Below are 20248 nucleotides of genomic sequence, written 5' to 3'. Positions count from 1 at the left end.
AGGATAAATTTAATAGCTATCTCCAAAATCTACGCAAGGTAAATTTGTCTAAATTTGATATAATTGCAAAAGTTTTAAGCTCGCCTCGGCGCGGGCACGTAATCGTTATAAATTTGATCTTGTTTAAATTTACGAGATTTTTTGAGGCGAGGATAAAATATCACGGCGAATTTGTCCGCTTAATTTAGACGCTTTAAAAGACGCTAGGCGCACAAAACGCGCTCGGTTAATTTCGAGCATTTTATCAAAAGCAAGTAGCAAAAGCGGCAAATTGCAGGCATTACTTAAAACCGTATCGACTTTAATCGCCTCAAATTTATGTCTAAACACTCGTTTTCGGCAAGATGGGCGAGAAGCTTATTCGCTGCACGCAACCGTAAAATTGAGGGCACCGCAAAAAGTGATTTTGAAAAGTAAAAGAGTAAAAAGGATACGAGATGAAAGAATTTTTAGCTGCAGCGCTTGATTTTATCCTTTGCCGTATCACGATATTTATCACGGGCGTGCGACCGCCGCAGGAGCTTTTAAATATCGGCGAGGGCACTAAAATTTACTACGCCAACCACGCTAGCCACGGCGATTTTTTGCTGATTTTCGTCTCGCTGCCGTATCGCGTGAGAAAGCGCGTGCGCCCCGTCGCGGCGGCGGAGTACTGGGAGAGCGGGCCTATGCGCAGATTTCTTGCTAAAAACGTGTTTAACATGGTGCTAATAAGTCGCCGCAAAGATCCGCTGGAAGCGCTAGCGCAAATGAGAGACGCGCTGCAGACGCACTCTCTCATCATCTTTCCGGAAGGCACGCGCAAGATGGACGACGATCTCGCGCTACAGCCGTTTAAAAGCGGGATATTTCGTTTAGCGCAGGAGTGCCCCTCCGTGCCTTTGGTGCCGATTTGGATCAAAAATGCGCGTAACGTCCTGCCTAAGGGCTTTATGATACCTATCCCGCTGCTTTGCGAGCTGATAGTGGGCGAGGAGATAATCTACGGCGGCGAGGGCAAGGGCGAGTTTTTACAAAAGGCGCAGGACGCGCTACTAGCGATGAGCGATACGCAAAATGATAGAACGAAAGCCTAGCGCGGCGGCTTTGGCGATGGCGGTAAATTTGAGCCCCGTAAATCCGCCACGTAAGACTGGGAGATTTGTGACCGATCTTTACGGCAAATTTGACGGCAAGCCTTTGAGAGCGGCGGCTAGAAGCGTCAAATTTAACCTAATCGTGAGCCAAAAGCGTATACGAAATTTAACCGATCAAACCGCCCGCAAGGCAAACCAAACGCTCGCAAATTTGACTCGCTCGGAGCGCTTCGAAGCAGACGTCAAATTTAGCTTTAAATTTAACCAAAAGGCACTAAAATGAACCCGCAAAATCATATCTTAAATCTATTTTTAGGACTCATCGCGGTGCTAGTCGTCTCTAGCGTCGTTGCCTTTATCCTAAAGGCTAAATTTGGCGCCGAAAACAAAACCATCTCAAATTTGACCTCGCGCATAAACGCCTGGTGGGCGATGATTTTGGTGATTTTTGCGTTTACTTATCTGGGCAAAAACGCCGTGATATTTTTGTTTTTGCTAGTTTCGTTTGCCGCTTTGCGTGAGTTTTTGTCGCTCATCTATATCCGCAGGGGCGATCACATCGCGCTCGTGGCGTGCTTTTACGTGATTTTGCCCGCGCAGTATATATTTATCTACACGGGTTGGTACGCGATGGCGATGATATTTATCCCAGTTTACGGATTTTTATTTTTGCCGATTTTGGCCGCTATTTGCGGAGATGCGGCCTATTTTTTAGAGCGCTCGACGAAGATCCAGTGGGCGCTGATGATCTGCGTGTTTTGTATCTCGCACATCCCCGCGCTTCTTTTGCTGGATCTTAAGCGGGGCAGCAGTATGGAGCTGATGCTGTTTTTGATCATAGTCGTGCAATCAAGCGATGTGCTGCAGTACGTCTGGGGCAAGCTTTTTGGTAAGCGCAAGATCGCGCCTAGCATCAGTCCGTCTAAGACGGTGGTCGGCTTTGCGGGCGGGGTTCTTAGCGCTAGCGCGCTGGCTGCGTGCTTGCATCATCTCACGCCTTTTGGCGCGGTGGGGGCGTTTTTCATCGGGCTTGCCGTTTGTGTGATGGGCTTTTTAGGAGGGCTTGTTATGTCGGCGATCAAGCGCGATCTGGGCGTCAAGGACTGGGGCTACATGATCAGCGGGCACGGCGGGATGCTTGACCGTATGGACTCGCTGTGCTTTGCGGCGCCGATATTTTTTCATATAGTTAGATATTTTTACGCATGAGGTTTTGATGAAAATCGGTAGCAAAATTTTACTTTTAGCGCTCGTGGCAAATTTAGCCTTTGCTTTTTCGGCCCAGAAGCTCATACAAGACGCTAGAGCGCAGGTCGGACGGACGCTGTTTTACGATCCTTCGTACGAGAGGCTAGCCTATCCGATGGGCGACGCGGATATGATGAAGGGCGTTTGCACCGACGTCGTAGTTAGGGCGCTGCGCGGACAGGATATCGATCTGCAGCGGCTCATCCACGAGGATATGAGCGCAAATTTTAGCGCCTATCCAAAAAACTGGGGCAAGAAAAAGACCGACAAAAATATCGATCATCGCCGCGTACCAAACATCGCCACCTATCTAAAACGTAAGGGCTACGAGGCGAAGGGCGATTTTAAAGCTGGCGATATCGTGACGTGGCGGCTGGATAACGGCAGGCCGCACATCGGCATAGTTTCGGATAAATTTGCCGCCGGCAAAACCCCGCTCGTGATCCACAACATCGGGCTTGGCGCGCAGGAAGAGGGCGTGCTAAATGTTTACGAGATAACGGGACACTTTAGGATAAAATAAGTAGAAAAATCGATAAATTTAAGCAAGAAAGGCGAAAAATGGAGTTTAAAGAGAGCTATTTTATAACGAGCGACGGGGCGAGGATATTTTACAGATACTGCCTGGCTAGCGACGTAGCGTGCGAAAACCCGGGCGCAAATGAAGTAAATTTGAGCGACGCCGGTAAATTTGACGGGTCAAATTTAAGCGCCGGGGCCGCAAGCGAAACGTCAAATTTGACTAGCGAGCAAATAGGCGGCGCGGATGAAAGTATGAAGCTAAATTTAAGCGGCGAAGGTAAATCAGGCGAGCAAAATTTACCAAACGGCGGCGAAAATTCGGACTCAAATTTAAACGAAACGGGCAAATGCGCTGCGTCAAATTTGAACGAGACGCCTAGCGAAAACGCCGAACAAAATCTCAAATTTAAAGCCGCGCCAAACGCCAAAGCCGTAGCGATATTTCACCGTGGGCACGAGCACTCTGGCAGGACGACGCACGTAGCGGACGGGCTAGCGGATCAGAGTTTTAGCTATTTTGCGTGGGATCAGCGCGGACACGGCAGGAGCGACGGAGAGCGGGGCGACGCGCCGAGTATCGGCCGCCTCATCGCCGACGTGGACGAGTTTGTGGCGCACATCGAGCAGAGATTTGGCTTTGAGACGCAAAATCTAGCCGTGATAGCTCAAAGCGTGGGCGCGGTGCTGGTCTCGGCGTGGCTGCACGACTACGCTCCGCGCGTTCGCTGCGCGGTGCTGGCTAGTCCGGCGTTTAGCGTGAAGCTTTACGTGCCGTTTGCTAGAGCAGGTCTAAAGGCGCTCTACTCCTCGCGCGGAAATTTCTTCGTAAACAGCTACGTCAAGGCGCACTATCTCACTCACGACAAACAGCGTCAGGCAAGCTACGACGCCGATGCGCTCATCACTCGCGCGATCTCAGTGCGCATACTGCTGGGGCTTTACGAAGCGGCGCAGCGCGTGGTTTCGGATGCTGCGGCTATCACGACGCCTACGCTGCTGCTGGTTTCAGGCGATGATTGGGTCGTAGAGCACGCCCCGCAGCACGAGTTTTACAACGCTCTTGGCGCGCGCGTAAAAAGGCGCGAGATTTTAGAGGGATTTTACCACGATACGCTGGGCGAAAGCGAGCGGGAGAGGGCGTTTGAGATAGTGCGCGAGTTCGTCGGCGAGAGGTTTAGAGCGCCTTTTAGCGAGGTGGACTGCACGCATGCGGACGAATACGGCTTTAGCCGCGAGGAGGCCGATAGGCTAGCTACGCCGCTACCGAGATTTAGCCCGAAAAATTTGCGGTTTAAATTTCAGCGGATATTTATGCAAGCCGTTTCGCCGTGGGTCGGCGGGCTAAAGATCGGCGAAAATACCGGCTACGATAGCGGCAGTACGCTTGATTACGTCTACCGAAACGAACCGCAAGGGGCGAATAAATTTTTTAAATTTATCGACAAATTTTACCTAAACGCCATCGGCTGGCGCGGCATCAGAGAGCGCAAACGAAATATCAAGCTAGCTATCGATCAAGCCGTGGCAAATCTGCAGGAGCGAGGTGAGCCGCTACGACTGCTCGATATCGCCTCGGGGCACGGCAGATACATACTAGACGCCGCGCAAGGGCATAAATTTGAGCGCATAACGCTACGCGACTACAGCGACATAAACGTAAAAGCCGGCAGCGAAATGATAAAGGAGCGCGGGCTGCAGGACGTCGCGAGCTTTACGCAGGCAAACGCCTTTGACGCCGCTAGCTACGAGGGGCTGCAGGACGCATACACGCTTGGCGTCGTGTCGGGGCTGTTTGAGCTCTTTCCGGATAACTCGGTCGTGCGCACCGCACTACAAGGCTTTTCAAGCAGCGTAAGAAGCGGCGGCTACCTCATCTACACCAACCAGCCGTGGCACCCGCAGCTCGAGATGATCGCGCGCGCTCTATCCAGTCACAGGCAGGGTGCTGCGTGGATCATGCGCCGCCGCAGCCAGGCCGAGATGGACCAGCTCGTGGAAAAGGCGGGGTTTAAAAAGGTGCGTGAATGGATAGATGGGGATGGGATATTTAGCGTGAGTTTGGCCGTTAAAATTTAGTCTTTAGCGGCTCGTCTCGCGAGCGCTTTTCCGAGATTTCGCAAAATTTTCGCTCCGCAGGCTATATGCCTAGCGCACGCTCAATTTTGTTTCAAAACTCGAAAAATCATCTCGCGATACTTCGCCTTATCGTTTTACGCTCAAATTTGCAAATTTGAGTCGCCGAGACCTGTACCCTGAAAATGTCAAATTTAAATTTTCGGCGCGACAGCGCCAGATAAACCTGCACGCAGTGCAGCAACCTCTCACGTCGTAGGGGTTGGGGGATTGTTAAGGGGGAAGGGAGCGACTTCGTAATTCAAGCCCCTTCCCCCTTAACAAGAAAGATTGACTTGCACAAAAAGTTTAATTCATAACGATAAATTTGACTAATTCAAATTTAGCACCTTAAAGATACGGGTCTCGGCCAGTAAATTTTACGCCTTTTGCGTCAAGCGAGCGATCTCGGCCCATTAAGCCGCCAAAGCGCAAATCCGATAAAATTTGATAGAATTAGCAAAAAAGGCAAAAATGAAAACAAAATCGTTTTTATCGCAGCTGGCCGCGCTAGTCGTCGTTGCGGCGATATTTTACGCTAGCTACGGCGCCACGAACGCCCTCGCGAGCGCTCGCGCAAACGTGCCCGAGATTTATTTCGCGTGGGAGCGCGCGGTGCCGTTTTGGGCGTGGAGTATCGTGCCGTATTGGTCGCTAAATTTGCTCTACGCGCTTGGATTTTTCCTCTGCCGTGACGCCGGGGAGCTCGCGCGCTACGTTACGCAGCTGCTAGTCGCTCAGATGATCGCGACGCTGTTTTTTATCGCTTTTCCTTTGCAAATGTCGTGGGAGAAGCCCGCAGTTTCGGGCTTTAACGGCTTTTTATTCTCAAGCCTCGCCGCCTTTGACCTCCCGTTTAATCAAGCTCCCTCGCTACACATCATACTTTGCGTCGTGGTGGGCGCATTTTACCTTCGCAAGGCGCGCTCGGTTTGGCTTAAGGCGGCGCTTGTCGCGTGGTTTGCGCTCATCGGCCTTAGCGTGCTGACCACGTATCAGCACCATTTTATCGACATTCCGACGGGGCTGGCCGCGGGCTGCTTGGTGCTACTGATTCGCCCGCTAGAGGGCGCGCCGCTTGGTTTCGCTATAGCTAGGGAGGCTGCTCGCTACAAATGGGCGGCGCTATATCTGGGGCTTGCGTTTTTGACGCTTTTTGCGGCGATTTTGGGGGCTAAAATTTGGGGCGCGTGGATGCTGTGGCTATCTTGGGCGAGCCTTAGTTTTGCGCTGATCGCTTGCGGTTACGCGTTTTTGGGCGCGGGAGTTTTTGCTAAAAACGGGCAAGGCCGTCACGCCGCTGCTGCTAAAGCTTTACTTTTCCCCTATCTTTGCGTCGCGCAGTTAAATGCGATTTTTTGGTTGCGCGGACGCCGGCTTTCAGACGAGATTTTGCCCGGGCTGTATCTAGGCTCGGTTAAGGAAGCGGGCAAATTTGACGCGGTACTAGACTGTGCGGCCGAGTTTGAGCGGCCTGGCGGCGCGCAAATTTATACGAGCGTGCCTATGCTAGATATGATAACGCCGAGCGCGGACGAGCTAAAACGCGGCGCGGACGAACTCGAGCGGTTCGCAAAAAGGGCTCTTTGCGGCGGCGAAAATTTACCGCAAATGGCGGCGGAGCTGGGATCAAATTTTAACACCAAAGCGGGCTACGCGCACGGGCGAGATTTTAAATTTAACGAGCAAGTGGACTCGCGGACAAATCTGCAAACCCGCGGCACGGCAAACGAAAGCGAAATCGCCGAGGCGGGCCAAAATCTTACAGGCGCTAACGAACGAGCCGCCGAGACAAACGGCAAAAAGGTGCTGGTGTGCTGCGCGCTGGGCTACGGCAGGAGCGCGTCGGTGCTGCTTGCGTGGCTGGTGATTTATGCGGGACTGGGCTTTGACGAGGCGCTAAATTTACTAAAATCTCGCCGCGAAAAGATCGCAGTCGCTAGCTCGCTGCGCGAGAGGATAACGCGGCTAGCCGCAGAAGCCCGCGTAAGTTCGAAAGCGGAGTAAAGACCGGCCAAATTCGCAAAAGCAAGTGCGGCAAATTTAAGCGCGAAATAGATGCGGGCCAAATTTGATCAAGTCCGGTTTGAGGGATCAAAATTAAAAAATCTGCAGGCTAGAAACAAGCGGCATTGCAAAATTCTCGGCGAAAACGAACGAAAATTTAACCAAACGCCCAAAATGAGGAGAGAAAATGACGAATGCGGAGCAAAACGAAAAAGCGGCGCAAGGCGGGGAGCGCGAATGCCGCCAAAGGACGGACGACAGGGCCTTGGCGCTGGTTACGGCTAGGTTTTTGGCGACGCATAGGCTGTTTTTCTTGTTAAATTTACTTCAGCTTGCCGTCTGCCTTACGATTTTTACGCATCTTGCCGTCATTGCAGGCTTTTTGGCGGCTTTTGTGGGGCTATTTTATCTGCACGTAAGGCTGCATTTTGACGCGCTTATTTTTAGAGATTTTGCGGAGGGGAGGCTTGATTGCGGCAAATTTGACGCGGCGCTTGCGGCGCTAAATTTAGCTAGCAAGCCGCCTAAAATCCGCGATATGAAAAGTCGCTGCGCGGGAGCTTTGCGGCTATATAAACTAACGGCCGCGCTTACTATCGTCGTTGCTGCCGCGGCTTTTGTGGGTTACTATCTGAGCTAAATTCGTTGCTCGCTTAGACGGTTACGGAACGCCGATTTAGACGGCCGCGTCGGTTTGGCGCGTAAAATTCAACAACTGTTTTTCACGGCGAGATAAACGGGATAAAATTGATTGCTTTTGCGGACTATTTTTGTAGCGACTATTTTAAGCGATGAAACGACAGTTAGTATCATCGGCGCACTGTATTCGAGCGCTTTTAAATTTGACGATTTCGTCGGTATTTTAAAATTTCAAAGCATAAAAAAATCCAGTGCAAAAAAGACGGAATGGACAACCGAGTAAGTTTAGTCGGGGCAAAATATACGAATTTCCTTTTATAGCACCACGACCTCGGTTTCCAGTTCGATACCGAATTCCTCAAAAACGCGGCTTTGCGCTAAATTTATGAGCGCAATCACATCCTCAAAGCTCGCGCCGCCGAAATTTATGATGAAATTGGCGTGCTGCTCGCTAAATTTCGCTCCGCCGATCGCGTGACCCTTAAGCCCCGCCGCTTCGATCAGCCTGCCCGCGGCGTCATTCGGCGGGTTTTTAAAACAGCTTCCAAAGCTCGCTCCCTTTGGCTGGTTGGCGCGTTTGGCGGCGAAATCCGCGGCGAGTTCGGCATCAAAGCCGCGCGAAATTTTAAACTCGGCGCCCAAAATCGGCTCCTCGATCCCGCTTCTTCGGTAGCCGAAGCTTATCCGCTCGCGCTCCACCCAGCCGCGAGCCAGGCGCACGGCAAGCAGGCTATCGCTGATGCTAGCGCTGTTAAGCCCCGCGTTCATTTTGATTAGCCCGCCGAGCTGGCCTGGGATGTTGCGCAAAAACTCAAAGCCGCCGAGGCCCTGCTTTTTGGCGAAATTATAAATTTTACCCGACTTCGTCGCAGCCCCGATGCTAAGGACATCGCCGCTTAAGCTTATGCGATCGAACTCCTCGCTTAGCATCGCAAGGTGCGGCGGCGCGGGCGAGATGAGCAGATTATTGCCGCCGCCGATGATCGCGCCCCCCGCTATGCTCTCAAACTCCGCAAAATCGGCCTCGTCTTTTAAAATTTGCACCGCAAAACTTCCGCCGATGCGCACGGAGGTGTATTTGCTAAAATCTATCTGCTTTGTTTTCAAAATTTTGCCTTTTAAATTTCATTTCTAAATTTCACGCTTGCCGCCCGCCACGTATCGTTTTAAAATTTAGCGATACCGCCGCGAGGTGCGGTGCGAGATGCAAACGCTATTTCAAAATTTAGCGCTGCCAGCGCGATTGAATTTATCTCGCTTTCGATACGTTTTCAGTGGCGCGCTACGTCACACGCGCAACTCGCACTCTGCGGTACAAAATACAGCCGCGCAATGTACCTCCGCGTGTAAAATTCCATCGCCGCGTAGCCCTAAATTTGAAAGCGTAGTGGCTATCGTACTGCGACAGATCGCGCTATGGCGTACGGTCGAGACGAGCTTGGCGGCAAAATCCGCGGCAAGCTCGGCGCTAAATTTTACGCGCAAATTTAAATTCACGTCGCACTCCGCAGCTAAACCCAAAAGCGGCGAAGGGGCTGCACCGCCACGGCAAGAACGCGGGGTAAAATTCTACCTCGCGTCTACCCTTACGCCAAAGTAAAATTTTCGCCGAGGCACAAACCCCTTAACGCCTAGAAATTTAGCCGAAACGAAGGGGCGTGTTCCGAGCAAAATCAGCCGAAGCAAGGCTCAAATTTCAACTAAATTTTAACCTCGCTCGCTTTACATCGGGTTTTGCCCGCCGCAGTCCGTAAAGCGAATCTCGTTATATTCGCGCGGGATAAAATTCTCCTGCGCGCTAATCGGCGCAGGGTAAAATCCGCGCTCGTAGCCAAGCGCAAATAGCCTATCTACCGCCTTTATCTGCACCTGCGAAAGCTCGATCGAGGCCTCGTTAGCATAAAGGCTCAGATATTTTTCTAGCTTTGCGTCGTCCACGCGGATGAGATTTCGCTCGAGAAGCATCTGCGACAAAAGCGGCTTATGCGCGGTGGCGATGCGCACGCCCTCCGTTAGCACGCGCTCGCACTCGATGGCGTCCGTTATCGGCAGGCTGCGGCGAACCGCCATACCTCCTAGCGGCAGCGGTAAATTTTCGCCCGCTAGCTCGCTCCAGATATCCCAGATCTCGCGCTCCACGCAAAGCTCGTCCGAAAAGTCCAAAATGCTCTCGTGTATCAGCACGCCCGCGTCCACCTCGCCGCTTAAGACAGCGCTCTCGATCTCTAGGAAATTTTTATAAATCACGCGCGCCTGCGGGTATGCCATGCGAAAAAGCAGGGCGTTTGTCGTGTGCTTGCCGCTTAGCGCGACTTTGAAATTTCGCTTTAAAATCGCGCCCTTTTTCTTAACCAGCTTTGGTCCGTAGCCCTCGCCGAAACTCACCGCCGTTCGCAAAAGCGCGTATTCGTCGCAGATAAGCGGATATAGCGCGAAGCTAATCGCCGTGGCCTCATAGGTGCCTTTTAGCGCCTCGTCGTTTAGCGTCTGGATATCAAGCGCCGTGGCGCTAAATTTTAGATTTTTGGAGCTCACCCAACCGAAATCGATCGCCTTATACATAAAAATATCGTCGGCGTCGGGTGAGTGGGCGACGTTTATATGCTTAAAAATCTTCAAATTTTATCCTTTTTGCTCCGCTTTAAATTTCGCGCGCGGCCTAATTCCAAAATGTTGCAAAATTATAGTGAAATTTTGCTACAGCCCTCATAAAAATAAGGAATTTCTAAAGAAAAACGTGAAAAATTAAGCCCGTTTAAAAGGCTAAATTTAATGCTCTCCGCTCGTCCTGCAGAGCTTTTGCGCTCCTTAAAAATTTCAAATTCCGATGCCGCGCCGAATTTGAGCGAATAATCAAAAATTCATTTCAAATTTGGTAAAATTAGATGAATTCATTTTTAAGGAAAAACATGGACGAGGGAAAGAAAAAGACACTGGATGCGGCGCTAAAATCAATCGACAAAGCTTTCGGCAAGGGCACGCTCGTGCGGCTGGGCGATAAGCAGGTCGAGCCGATAGACGCCATCTCTACGGGCTCTGTAGGGCTTGACATCGCGCTTGGCATCGGTGGCGTGCCGAAGGGGCGTATCATTGAGGTTTACGGGCCTGAGAGCTCGGGTAAGACGACGCTCACGCTTCATATCATCGCCGAGTGCCAAAAGGCGGGCGGAATTTGCGCATTCGTAGACGCCGAGCACGCGCTGGACGTCAAATACGCTTCAAATTTAGGCGTCGATACCGACAATCTCTACGTCAGCCAGCCCGACTTCGGTGAGCAGGCGCTCGACATCGTAGAAACCCTAGCAAAAAGCGGTGCGATCGATCTCATCGTCGTAGATAGCGTTGCCGCGCTCACGCCGAAAAACGAGATCGAGGGCGATATGGGCGATCAGCATGTGGGGCTTCAGGCGCGACTTATGAGCCAAGCGCTGCGCAAGCTCGCCGGCGTCGTGCATAAGATGAATACGACGGTGATCTTTATCAACCAAATCCGTATGAAGATCGGCGCGATGGGTTACGGCACGCCCGAGACGACGACCGGCGGCAATGCGCTTAAATTTTACGCTTCGGTGCGCATCGACATACGCAAGATCGCTACTTTGAAACAAAACGAAGAGAGCATCGGCAACCGCGCCAAGGTCAAAGTCGTGAAAAACAAGGTGGCGCCGCCGTTTAAGATCGCGGAATTTGACATAATGTTCGGCAAGGGCATCAGCAAAGTAGGCGAGCTGATCGATTACGGCGTCAAGCTCGACATCGTCGATAAAAGCGGCGCATGGTTCAGCTACGGCGATACGAAGCTAGGTCAAGGTCGCGAAAACGCTAAAATTTATCTAGAGAATAACCCTGCTGTCGCTGAAGAGATCACTGCAAAGATCCGCGAGCAGATGGGTAGCGTAAATTTCAGCGCAGACGCGGACGATGAAGAAAATTTACAAAGTGGAGATGAATAATGATTTATATCGAAGATGTTTATGCGATAGAAGTGTTAGATAGCCGTGGCAACCCGACCGTGAAAGCGACTGTGGCTCTAAGCGACGGCACCGTAGCAAGCGCGATAGTCCCAAGCGGCGCAAGCACGGGCAAACGCGAGGCACTAGAGCTTCGCGACGGGGGCGATAGATACTGCGGCAAGGGCGTGCTAAAAGCGGTGGAAAACGTAAATTCGCAGATCGCCGAAGCCGTGATCGGACTGGATGCCTTTGATCAAAAAGCGCTTGATGACGAGATGAGGGAGCTTGACGGCACCGATAACTACTCAAATTTGGGCGCAAATGCGGTGCTTGGCGTATCTATGGCGGTAGCGCGCGCGGCGGCTAAAAGCCTTGACGTGCCTTTGTATCGCTACCTGGGCGGCGCAAACGCTAGCGTACTGCCGGTGCCGATGTTTAATATCATCAACGGCGGCGCGCACGCGAACAACAGCGTGGATTTTCAAGAATTTATGATTATGCCGTTTGGATTTGATAAATTTAGCGATGCGCTGCGAGCGGCGAGCGAAATTTACCACACGCTAAAAGGCCTTCTAAACGCGGCCGGCCATAGTACGGCAGTGGGCGACGAGGGCGGATTTGCGCCGAATTTAAACGAAAATGAAGAGCCGATCAAACTAATCATGCAAGCCATCGAAAAAGCAGGCTACAAAGCCGGCGAGCAGATTAAACTAGCCCTCGACGTCGCAGCTAGCGAGCTGTACGAAAACGGCAAATATAAGCTAGAAGGCAAGGAATTTAGCAGCGAAGAGCTGATCGAGCGATACGCACGTCTTTGCGAGAAGTATCCGATATTTTCGATCGAAGACGGCCTAAGCGAGGACGACTGGGCAGGCTGGGCGAAGCTAACTAGCAAGCTTGGCTCTAAAGTGCAGCTTGTGGGCGACGATCTATTTGTAACGAACGAGAAAATTTTGCGCGAAGGCACCCAAAAAGGCGTAGGCAACGCGATTTTAATAAAACCAAATCAAATCGGCACCATCAGCCAAACTATGCAGACGATCCGCCTAGCTCAGCGCAAAGGCTACCGCTGCGTGATGAGCCACAGAAGCGGCGAGAGCGAGGATAGCTTTATCGCGGACTTCGCCGTCGCGATGAATACGGGTCAAATCAAAACGGGCGCAACCTCAAGAAGCGAACGCAACGCAAAATACAACCGCCTGCTCGAAATCGAGCGCGAGACGGACGAGTTTTTGGGAAGCCAAATTTAAAATGTTTTTTAAAAAAAAGTCCAAGCGGGGCTTAAAGGGCGGCGCGCAGCGCACCTACACGGACGGAGCGAATTACGCGGATACGCAAGGCAGATATTCAGACGCAGACCTTGACGAGGACGATTTTTTTGACGATGATGAATTTTATAGCGATGAAAATTTTGGCGGAGGTTTTAGCGAGGTAGGGGCTGGCTTCCGGAAAAATCGCAACGGAGCTTCGCGCGGTATAGACGAAGCAGGTTCTGCCTCTGAAGCCACAAGCAGCAGTTCTAATTTAAGCGGCAAAAGCTCTGCTGCAAGCGGAAACTACGAAGGCAGCGCGCAAGCAGATGCGGGCTTTTACAGCGCGGAATTTATTGTGGGCGGCGATTTAAAGAGTGCAGAATTATACGCGAAAGAAAATCACTTCCCAAACGACGCAGATTTTACGGCTCAGAGCGTAGAGCACGGCTTTAATGACACGGGATTTGCGGCGCAAGACATAAATTATGCCACGCAAGGATTTTCTTTTGCGCCGCAAAATGCAGCCCCTGCCGCTAAAAAAACTTTAAAAAAGCGTAAAAATTTAAAAGAACGGCTGAATTTTATCAATCCGTTTTCACCGCTTAAGCAGATTTTTGCAGCTCTTGCGCTGATCGTCTGCGTTGTTTTTGCAGGCATCTTTGTGGGTGACGTGCTGTTCGGCAAGCGATCGTTTGAAGTGCTGCGCCAGCTGCAAAAAGAAAAGGCGTTTTTATTCACCGATGTTGAGCGATTGAAAGAGGAAAACGCTGAGCTGCAAAAGCTTTATTTAGAGCGTCGCTCACTCGATCCGGACCTTAAAAAATGAAAAAAATTTCTTTGCTAATTTTAGGTCTTTGCGCTTTTTTAAACGCAGAGAATTTAAATGGCGCAAATTCAAACGCTACGAAATCCAGCATCGTCGCGGTAAAAGAGCAAAATTCTACCGATTTGGCGATTAAAGAGCCAAAAAAGGGTGCGCAAAGCCCAAACGCTAAAAAGCAAGCTATAATGAGACCTGAAACATCTAAAAGCCCTACCGCAGCAATGCAAAAAAGCGCCGCAGAAGCTAATTCCAGTATTAAAGCAAGCGCCGCCAAAAAAGCCGTGAGCGCACAGCTCTCGCAGACCGAAAAAAAAGCTCCTGGCCCCAAAGCGGGCATCGGCGCTCCTTTGCAGGTCATAAAAACGGAGCTGAACTCTTCTGCGCAGCCTTCAGTTGCGATGCTTCCGCCTCCTGATGAGTTACCGATCGTGCCAGAAGTAAGCGAGCCAAATTCTACGATAGCGCAAAATTTTAGGGCGGCACAGAATTCTACAGCACAGAATTCTACGGTGCAAAACTCCACTATGCAACAAAACGCGCAATCTGCTCCGCAAAATTCCAATCCGGCGCAAAGCTCCGCCGTCACGTCGCAAAATACTCCCGCGCCTAAAAATTTTACGCAGCAAACCTTTGCGCTTCCCTCCGACGCCCTTACGATCGAAAGCCTGATCGTGCGATATAGGGACGACGACGGGGTCTTACACGAAAAGATCGTTGATATCAATCGCTCGATTGATTGGCACGATGACTTCGTGCTAAGCGCTAGCGCCAAACCCGCGCTACATAGGGCACTGGACGTCTCGGTTACTTCGACTGATCCAAATTTACAAAAGCAGGCCTCGCAAAGTGGCATCACGCCTAGTTTCGCGCCGCGCCTGGAGCTGCCGTTAGAGACGCTTAAATTTGACGATGGATTAAAATTTGTCATTCGCAAAGACAGCGTGCAGCTCATCACCGCAGACGATTTCAAAAGCTCCGACGCAAATGCTTCGGGCACGCTTGAAGCGGAGTTTTGGCGCCAAGAGATCCCGCTTAGCGGCGCGAGCTTTGCTGTAAATATCGGCGGCTTTAGCGACATCAACGTCACCAAAGAGGACGGCTACTACCGCATCGGCGTGCGCTCGCGCGAGGGCAACCTCAGCATCAGACGCAAAGATGGCGGGTATTTGATTTACAAAAATTCTAATTAAGGAGAGACTATGACACATTTAGAGATTATGAAATTTCGCCACGCGTGCAAAATTTTTGACGAGAACAAAAAAATCGGTAAGGCCGATTTCGACGCCATTTTGCAGGCAGGAATCTTAGCACCTAGTTCTACGGGGCTAGAGCAATGGGACTTTTTGGTTGTACAAAACAAGGCGCTGCGCGAGCAGATCCGCGAAAAATCGTGGAATCAGCCGCAGATCACCTCTTGCTCACATCTGGTCGTGATTTTAGCAAAGATCAAGGATATAAAGCTAGGAAGTGATTATATCGAGCGAATGATTACGCGTAAAAAAGATGAAGCGCCTAAATATATCGGCGACAGGCATAAATTTTATCAAGATTTTTTAAGCGGTTATTTTCACAACGACGATGAGGAGCTATTTAATTGGTCGCACGCGCAGTGCATGTTCGCAGCACTTGCGATGATGAACGAGGCTGCCAGCCGCGGCATCGACAGCTGCCCTATGGAGGGCTTTGATCGCGCGGCGCTAAATGAAATTTTAGGCATTGATTGGAACGATCGCCGCGTGGCGCTGCTAGTGCCTTTCGGCTACCGCGTAAAACCGCAACCGCAAAAGATCCGCCGCAGCATGGATGACGTAGTAAAGTGGATCGAATAAGTCAAAAGTGGCTTTAGAGTATTAAATTTACAGCGCGTAAAAGTCTAAAGCTGGTGTGTGAAGCAACACACGCATTTTTTAGAAATTTATCGCGCTTTAGCCTTTTTTCTCGCCCGCAAATCTTGTACGGCGAAATTGAAAATTTTTCAAGATCTCAAAACAAAATTTATAAATTTATCTCAATAAACATACAGCTGCAAAACGACTTAAATTTTTAAGACGGAATATTAAAATTTCATCGCAAAATTCTAAGATACGCGTAAATTCTTAGCGGGCGCAAGAAAAGTTAGAATTTTTTGCTAAAATTTTGCGAAATTTACACGAGCAGGACCAAAAATGAAACTTCCCAAACAGCTTTTAGATCGTTACGCCGTGGAGCGTCAAAGCGCGGGCGAGGCGCAGCGGACGGCGAATGAGATCGCCTTTGCGCCGGTGGTCTTTCAAGTCTCGCGGCTGATGAAAAAATTTGGAATTTTAAGCGTGCTTCATGAGGCGGAGGGCGGGCTAAGTATAAGCGAGATCGCGAAGAAGCTCTCGCTTAGCGAATACGCGTTAAAGCTACTTCTGGAAAGTTCACTTAGCATCGGCACGGTGCTGCTGAGTGGCGAGAAATTTCGGCTTAGCAAGGCGGGATATTTTCTGCTCACCGACGAGCTCGTCGGCGTGGATATGGACTTCATCCACGACGTGTGCTACGAGGGGCTCTTTAGGCTCGAAGAGACGTTAAAATCGGGCAAACCAGAGGGACTAAAGGTTTTTGGGCAGTGGGCTACGATCTACGAGGCGCTTTCGCATCTGCCGCTGCATGTGCGCAAGAGTTGGCTCGCGTTTGATCATTTTTATTCGGATTTGGCGTTTGAGCCCGCGCTAAAGATCATTTTCTCGCGCAAGACGGATAAAATTTTAGACGTCGGCGGCAATACGGGGCGCTTTGCTAAGCGGTGCGTAGGCTACGACGAAAATGTGCGCGTCACGATAATGGATCTTGCAGGGCAAATTTCGATGATGAAAGATGCCGTCGCAGGCGCGCAGGGCGCTGAGCGCATAGAGGGGCTTGCGGCCGATCTGCTAGATCCCGCTACGCGCTTTCCGAGCGGCTTTGACGCGATCTGGCTCAGTCAGTTTTTGGACTGCTTTGCAGAGGAGCAGATCGTAAGTATCCTCTCGCGTGCGGCGGAGTCGATGAGCGAGCAGGCGCGGCTTTATATTTTGGAGCCGTTTTGGGACAGGCAGCGCTACGAAACCGCCGCGTATAGCATGACGCAGATCAGTGTGTATTTCGCAGCCATGGCAAACGGCAATAGCAAAATTTATCACTCGGACGATATGGTTAAATTTACGCAGCGCGCGGGACTTAAAATTTCGCAAATTCACGACGGACTAGGCGTCGGACACACGCTGCTGTGCTGCGAAAGGGCGCAATGATGGACGCGCGAAGCTTAAGCGCGCGGCTAAATAAGCCGATTAAAATTTTACTAGTGCTTTTTGGAATCGGAATTTTGGCAAATGTGGCGATGGAATTTTATGCGGAGAAAAAACGCGGCGAGCTGGAGCGAAATTTCTGCGAAAGCAAACAGGTGCGAGATGCGCTATCGCGGATAAACGAGGGCGCGCCGCGCAGGATCGACGATGCTACGATTTTAAAAGGCGCCGCATGCGAAGAGGGTAGCTTCATATACGATTACGCGCTAAATAGTTCGCCGAATTTAGACCTCAGCGCACTGGATGCGGGCGATGCGGAAATTTTAAAAGAGATGCTGTTTGCCAAGGCGAAGGTCAGCTTTTGCAGCACGGATTTTTCGCGGCGCCTGCGGGAGCTTGGCAAAGTGATGGTGTTAAATTACGAAATAAAGGGCTTGCCGCCAATACAGCTAAAGCTTGATAAAAATAGCTGCGAACGGTGAATTTTAAAACCCAAGCGAGGCATTTGATTAGCCGCGTTTTATGTGACGGCACGTTGGCAGCTGGTGCCTCTGTAAGCTCGCAAGCAAGCTCATGGTTTGACGCAGAATTTTATGCGAGCAGGTCGCGAACGAAATTTAGCAAAATTTCATCGCAGCAGGTGCAGCGTAGTAATAAATCCTAAAATTTTGACTCAAAATCTACGATGCTATTTCAAATAAAATTCCGCGCAAATTATAGAATTTCGCGCGAAAGCTTTACGCGGTGTTTGCGTTGCTACACAGATATAATTCCGCGTGAAATAGTAAAATTTTAATGAAAAACGCCACTGGCAGAACCTGACGCATTAGATCGCGGCTCAAAAAGGACTCGGCGCGTTTTAGCGCTTTGTGGCGACGAAATGCACGCTGATCCGCGTCATACTATACGCGGCGGCGCTGTAAAAGCTAAGCAGAAATTTTAGCATGTTGCTTTTGCACAGGCGAAATCAAAAGCGAAGCGAATAAATTTTAAACGGATGCTGCGCAGGCGAACAGGCAAAGGCTCACGCCGCGCTAAATTTTAAATCTCGCGCAAGCCCTACTTGCAGTCGCTAGGCTTAAATTCTACCCTTATAAATTCTTCGCCACTTTTTATCTTATAGCTCCATATCGCGCTGTTTATTAGCGGATGCATTACTTTCATCTGGTTGCAAAAATTTGCTTATTTTGGCTATCTATGACATTTTGTATCACGGTTTTTTGATCATTTCCGACACTGTCAAATTTCATCCCCATGCCGTCATTTAGCTCGTAGTTGTAGATAAAAGTGCCGTCTTTGCACTCGGCGCCCGTTAAAGTGGTAATCTCATCGACTCTCAGCGGCGCACTCTTATTGATACCTTCCACGGCGGCTTTGAGTTGGACATTATCGCAGCTTGGTGCCGCAAAAAGCGCCGCGAAAACAAACGGAAGCAATAAAACTTTTTCATAATTCTCTCCTTAAAAAATTTAGTAATGACATAAAAATTAATATTAATCGGTGCTTTAAATTTAGGGCGAATTTTTTGGTGCTGCGAATATGGAATTTTATGCAAGCGTAGCAGCGAACGCGAAAAATTTATTTGCAGGATTTGGCCCTAAAATACGGAATTAGGCGGTATGTCAAGGTGCGGAATTTATCGGCTTGCCGCACTTAAATATAAGCTGCCAAGTTAATTTCATAACGCATTTTACGGAATTTAACCCAGCTTGCGAAATAAATTCTATGCCTAGAGCGCTGGTAAACTCGGTATCAAAAGGATTTAATGTCGCAGATGAGTAAATCCCGCAAGAAAGCGCGTCTATGGGCGCCTTAAAGCCATGTTAATTATATCGCTAGATAGAGCTTAGGCGCGACGATCCGCAAGTGCGTGTCGCAAGATCGCCGCGACAAATTTTACCACAAGACGGCAGGTAAAAATAAGCAACCAGATGTCGCTTACCACGCACAAAGGCGCAAGCGCGATTAGTTATCGTTGATTACGTCCAAAATCTCTCTGGCGTGCACGGCGTAGTCGTTCGCCATCGATTTTTGAAAGATCCCGCCGATCTGCGCGTATGAGCCCTGACCGCCGCCGAAAAACTCCTCTTCACCGAAGTTGCGCTCGTTCACGGCGATATTTTGGTTGTAGATCGGCTTCCCGTTTTTAAACATTTTTAGACGTAGATTGTAGCGCACGTAGGGCTTTGCCGAAACGTCGATGCCGTCGGAGCTGTAAAAGCCAAAGCCGAATGAGCTAAGCTCAGGCGCGATAACGAGCCCTTTACCTTGCAGCGCTTTTTCGTCGTCGGTAACGCTTACGCGCCTTAGGTAGGTGCCGAAGAAGCGCTTTGCCTCGCCTGCGACGAACTCGCCGACGTCGATTTTAAGCTCATCGTCTCTGCCTAACTTCGAGCTTGCGGCGTAGCTTTTCGTCCCCATTAGCTCGCCAGGGATGTAAATGAGCGCACTTTGCATGGCGTTAGTCGCGCTTATAGTATCGTCAAACGGCGCCACATCGGCGTTTTGATTAAACTGCGCTTCATATGCACAACCGCTAAAAAGCGCGCAAACTATTGCGGCTAGAAAGAAATTTTTCATTGTTTGCTCCGTGTAAAAATTTTTGTAATTCTACCCCGCGGGTCTAAATTTTACGCTGAAACGGACGGAATCGCTCTTTAATCCAAGCTAAAAAATCGCCTAAGCTTTCGCTTAAACGTGTCTTTTGGAATTTGCGTATCACCGAAATCATCGCTCCAAATTTCGTTTTTATCAGTGAAATAGGTAAAATTTTGCCAATGCGGGATGAAATTTGTTTTCTGCTCTACGGTTATATTTTTATCTTTGCAATACCCATTTTCCCATCTCCTCGGGTTTGATAGTCGGACTACGGTTATATTTTTATCTTTGCAATACTGCAAAATTTCATCCAGTTCGCGCTTTGAGTAGATGTTTATCAAAAAATAGTTGCGATTTTTAAATCTAATTACTATATTTTTATTTAGCAGACTTAGCGGCTCTTTGTTTTTAATCAACATAAAAATTTTAAACGGCAAAACAAGCAAGATAAAATTTATCGTATAGTATAAAAACAGCGCCAGTTTGCCGATATGCACTCCAATAGATGATTTTTTATAAAGCTCGTAGGAGGTAAAGTAGTGAAATCTACCGAAGCTATCCATAAGCTCTGAAAGCACGTAAAAGCTTATTTTCTCTATATCCGTAAGATTGCATATTTTATTGGGCTCTGTACCTTGCATGAAATTATAAAATAGCTTGTCATTATAAAACGTAAAATAAGAGGCTTGGAAATTGCATTTTACGTACCACCATATCTGTGCGATGAATAGCACTACGGCGCACAATACCATAAACAAATCGTCGC

19 protein-coding genes and 1 pseudogene are annotated in these 20248 nt (G+C 49.7%); 14 read left to right on the top strand and 6 right to left on the bottom strand.

Annotated features, from left to right (window positions below):
- Nucleotides 1–437 precede the first annotated feature (437 nt).
- From Q0605_RS04250 to Q0605_RS04220, 7 genes are all read left to right on the top strand, one after another.
- Complete coding sequence (locus tag Q0605_RS04250) at nt 438–1076, top strand: lysophospholipid acyltransferase family protein (protein WP_298704497.1); 639 nt, start codon at nt 438–440, stop codon at nt 1074–1076.
- A complete protein-coding gene (locus Q0605_RS04245; protein WP_298704494.1) occupies nt 1057–1359 on the top strand; it encodes a hypothetical protein in 303 nt (100 codons plus the stop codon). Before Q0605_RS04250 ends, Q0605_RS04245 begins: the two co-directional genes overlap by 20 nt.
- Nucleotides 1356–2285 (top strand): phosphatidate cytidylyltransferase, encoded by a 930-nt coding sequence (locus Q0605_RS04240; protein ID WP_298704491.1) that lies wholly within the window; start codon nt 1356–1358, stop codon nt 2283–2285. The genes Q0605_RS04245 and Q0605_RS04240 overlap by 4 nt, the downstream gene beginning before the upstream one ends.
- Before the next feature lie 7 nt (nt 2286–2292).
- A complete protein-coding gene (locus Q0605_RS04235) occupies nt 2293–2847 on the top strand; it encodes a DUF1287 domain-containing protein (RefSeq protein WP_298704488.1) in 555 nt (184 codons plus the stop codon).
- A gap of 38 nt (nt 2848–2885) precedes the next feature.
- On the top strand, nt 2886–4922 hold the full coding sequence (locus Q0605_RS04230; RefSeq protein ID WP_298704486.1) for a bifunctional alpha/beta hydrolase/class I SAM-dependent methyltransferase: 2037 nt from the start codon (nt 2886–2888) through the stop codon (nt 4920–4922).
- Between the two features lie 510 nt (nt 4923–5432).
- On the top strand, nt 5433–6965 hold the full coding sequence (locus tag Q0605_RS04225; protein ID WP_298704483.1) for a phosphatase PAP2/dual specificity phosphatase family protein: 1533 nt from the start codon (nt 5433–5435) through the stop codon (nt 6963–6965).
- Nucleotides 6966–7152: 187 nt separating this feature from the next.
- Nucleotides 7153–7605 carry a hypothetical protein gene (locus tag Q0605_RS04220; protein ID WP_298704480.1) on the top strand — a complete coding sequence of 151 codons (453 nt, stop codon included), beginning with the start codon at nt 7153–7155 and terminating at the stop codon, nt 7603–7605.
- A gap of 314 nt (nt 7606–7919) precedes the next feature.
- Here the strand turns inward: Q0605_RS04220 and Q0605_RS04215 are convergent, their stop codons facing one another.
- The 3 genes from Q0605_RS04215 to Q0605_RS04205 form a co-directional block, all read right to left on the bottom strand.
- Nucleotides 7920–8711, bottom strand: a complete 792-nt coding sequence (locus Q0605_RS04215; RefSeq protein WP_298704478.1) for a UDP-N-acetylmuramate dehydrogenase — start codon at nt 8709–8711, stop codon at nt 7920–7922.
- A gap of 180 nt (nt 8712–8891) precedes the next feature.
- Nucleotides 8892–9101 (bottom strand): hypothetical protein, encoded by a 210-nt coding sequence (locus tag Q0605_RS04210; RefSeq protein ID WP_298704476.1) that lies wholly within the window; start codon nt 9099–9101, stop codon nt 8892–8894.
- Nucleotides 9102–9326: 225 nt separating this feature from the next.
- Nucleotides 9327–10223: a menaquinone biosynthesis family protein gene (locus Q0605_RS04205; protein ID WP_298704474.1), complete on the bottom strand. Its 897-nt coding sequence runs from the start codon at nt 10221–10223 to the stop codon at nt 9327–9329.
- A 290-nt stretch (nt 10224–10513) separates the two neighbouring features.
- Here Q0605_RS04205 and recA point away from each other — a divergent pair, with 290 nt between their 5' ends.
- The 7 genes from recA (at nt 10514) to Q0605_RS04170 (ending at nt 17366) form a co-directional block, all read left to right on the top strand.
- Complete coding sequence (gene recA, locus Q0605_RS04200) at nt 10514–11557, top strand: recombinase RecA (protein WP_297897512.1); 1044 nt, start codon at nt 10514–10516, stop codon at nt 11555–11557.
- Nucleotides 11557–12807 (top strand): phosphopyruvate hydratase, encoded by a 1251-nt coding sequence (eno, locus tag Q0605_RS04195; RefSeq protein WP_298704472.1) that lies wholly within the window; start codon nt 11557–11559, stop codon nt 12805–12807. Before recA ends, eno begins: the two co-directional genes overlap by 1 nt.
- Before the next feature lies 1 nt (nt 12808).
- Complete coding sequence (locus Q0605_RS04190) at nt 12809–13636, top strand: hypothetical protein (protein ID WP_298704471.1); 828 nt, start codon at nt 12809–12811, stop codon at nt 13634–13636.
- Nucleotides 13633–14823 (top strand): hypothetical protein, encoded by a 1191-nt coding sequence (locus Q0605_RS04185; RefSeq protein ID WP_298704469.1) that lies wholly within the window; start codon nt 13633–13635, stop codon nt 14821–14823. Before Q0605_RS04190 ends, Q0605_RS04185 begins: the two co-directional genes overlap by 4 nt.
- 9 nt (nt 14824–14832) lie before the next feature.
- The gene (locus Q0605_RS04180; RefSeq protein ID WP_298704467.1) at nt 14833–15462 is read left to right on the top strand and encodes an NAD(P)H-dependent oxidoreductase; all 630 of its coding nucleotides are present in this window, start codon (nt 14833–14835) and stop codon (nt 15460–15462) included.
- A gap of 336 nt (nt 15463–15798) precedes the next feature.
- Nucleotides 15799–16887, top strand: a complete 1089-nt coding sequence (locus Q0605_RS04175; RefSeq protein WP_298704465.1) for a class I SAM-dependent methyltransferase — start codon at nt 15799–15801, stop codon at nt 16885–16887.
- On the top strand, nt 16887–17366 hold the full coding sequence (locus Q0605_RS04170) for a hypothetical protein (protein ID WP_298704464.1): 480 nt from the start codon (nt 16887–16889) through the stop codon (nt 17364–17366). Before Q0605_RS04175 ends, Q0605_RS04170 begins: the two co-directional genes overlap by 1 nt.
- 678 nt (nt 17367–18044) lie before the next feature.
- Here Q0605_RS04170 and Q0605_RS04165 read toward each other — a convergent pair.
- The 3 genes and pseudogenes from Q0605_RS04165 to Q0605_RS04155 form a co-directional block, all read right to left on the bottom strand.
- Complete coding sequence (locus Q0605_RS04165; protein WP_298704462.1) at nt 18045–18251, bottom strand: hypothetical protein; 207 nt, start codon at nt 18249–18251, stop codon at nt 18045–18047.
- A gap of 598 nt (nt 18252–18849) precedes the next feature.
- Entirely contained in the window at nt 18850–19464 is a 615-nt protein-coding gene (locus Q0605_RS04160) for a hypothetical protein (protein ID WP_298704460.1), read from the bottom strand.
- A 77-nt stretch (nt 19465–19541) separates the two neighbouring features.
- A pseudogene (locus Q0605_RS04155) lies at nt 19542–20248 on the bottom strand (hypothetical protein); the annotation flags it as partial.

The sequence above is a fragment of the uncultured Campylobacter sp. genome (genome assembly GCF_938017705.1).
Lineage (GTDB): Bacteria > Campylobacterota > Campylobacteria > Campylobacterales > Campylobacteraceae > Campylobacter_B.
This window is presented reverse-complemented; position numbering and strand designations above follow the sequence as displayed.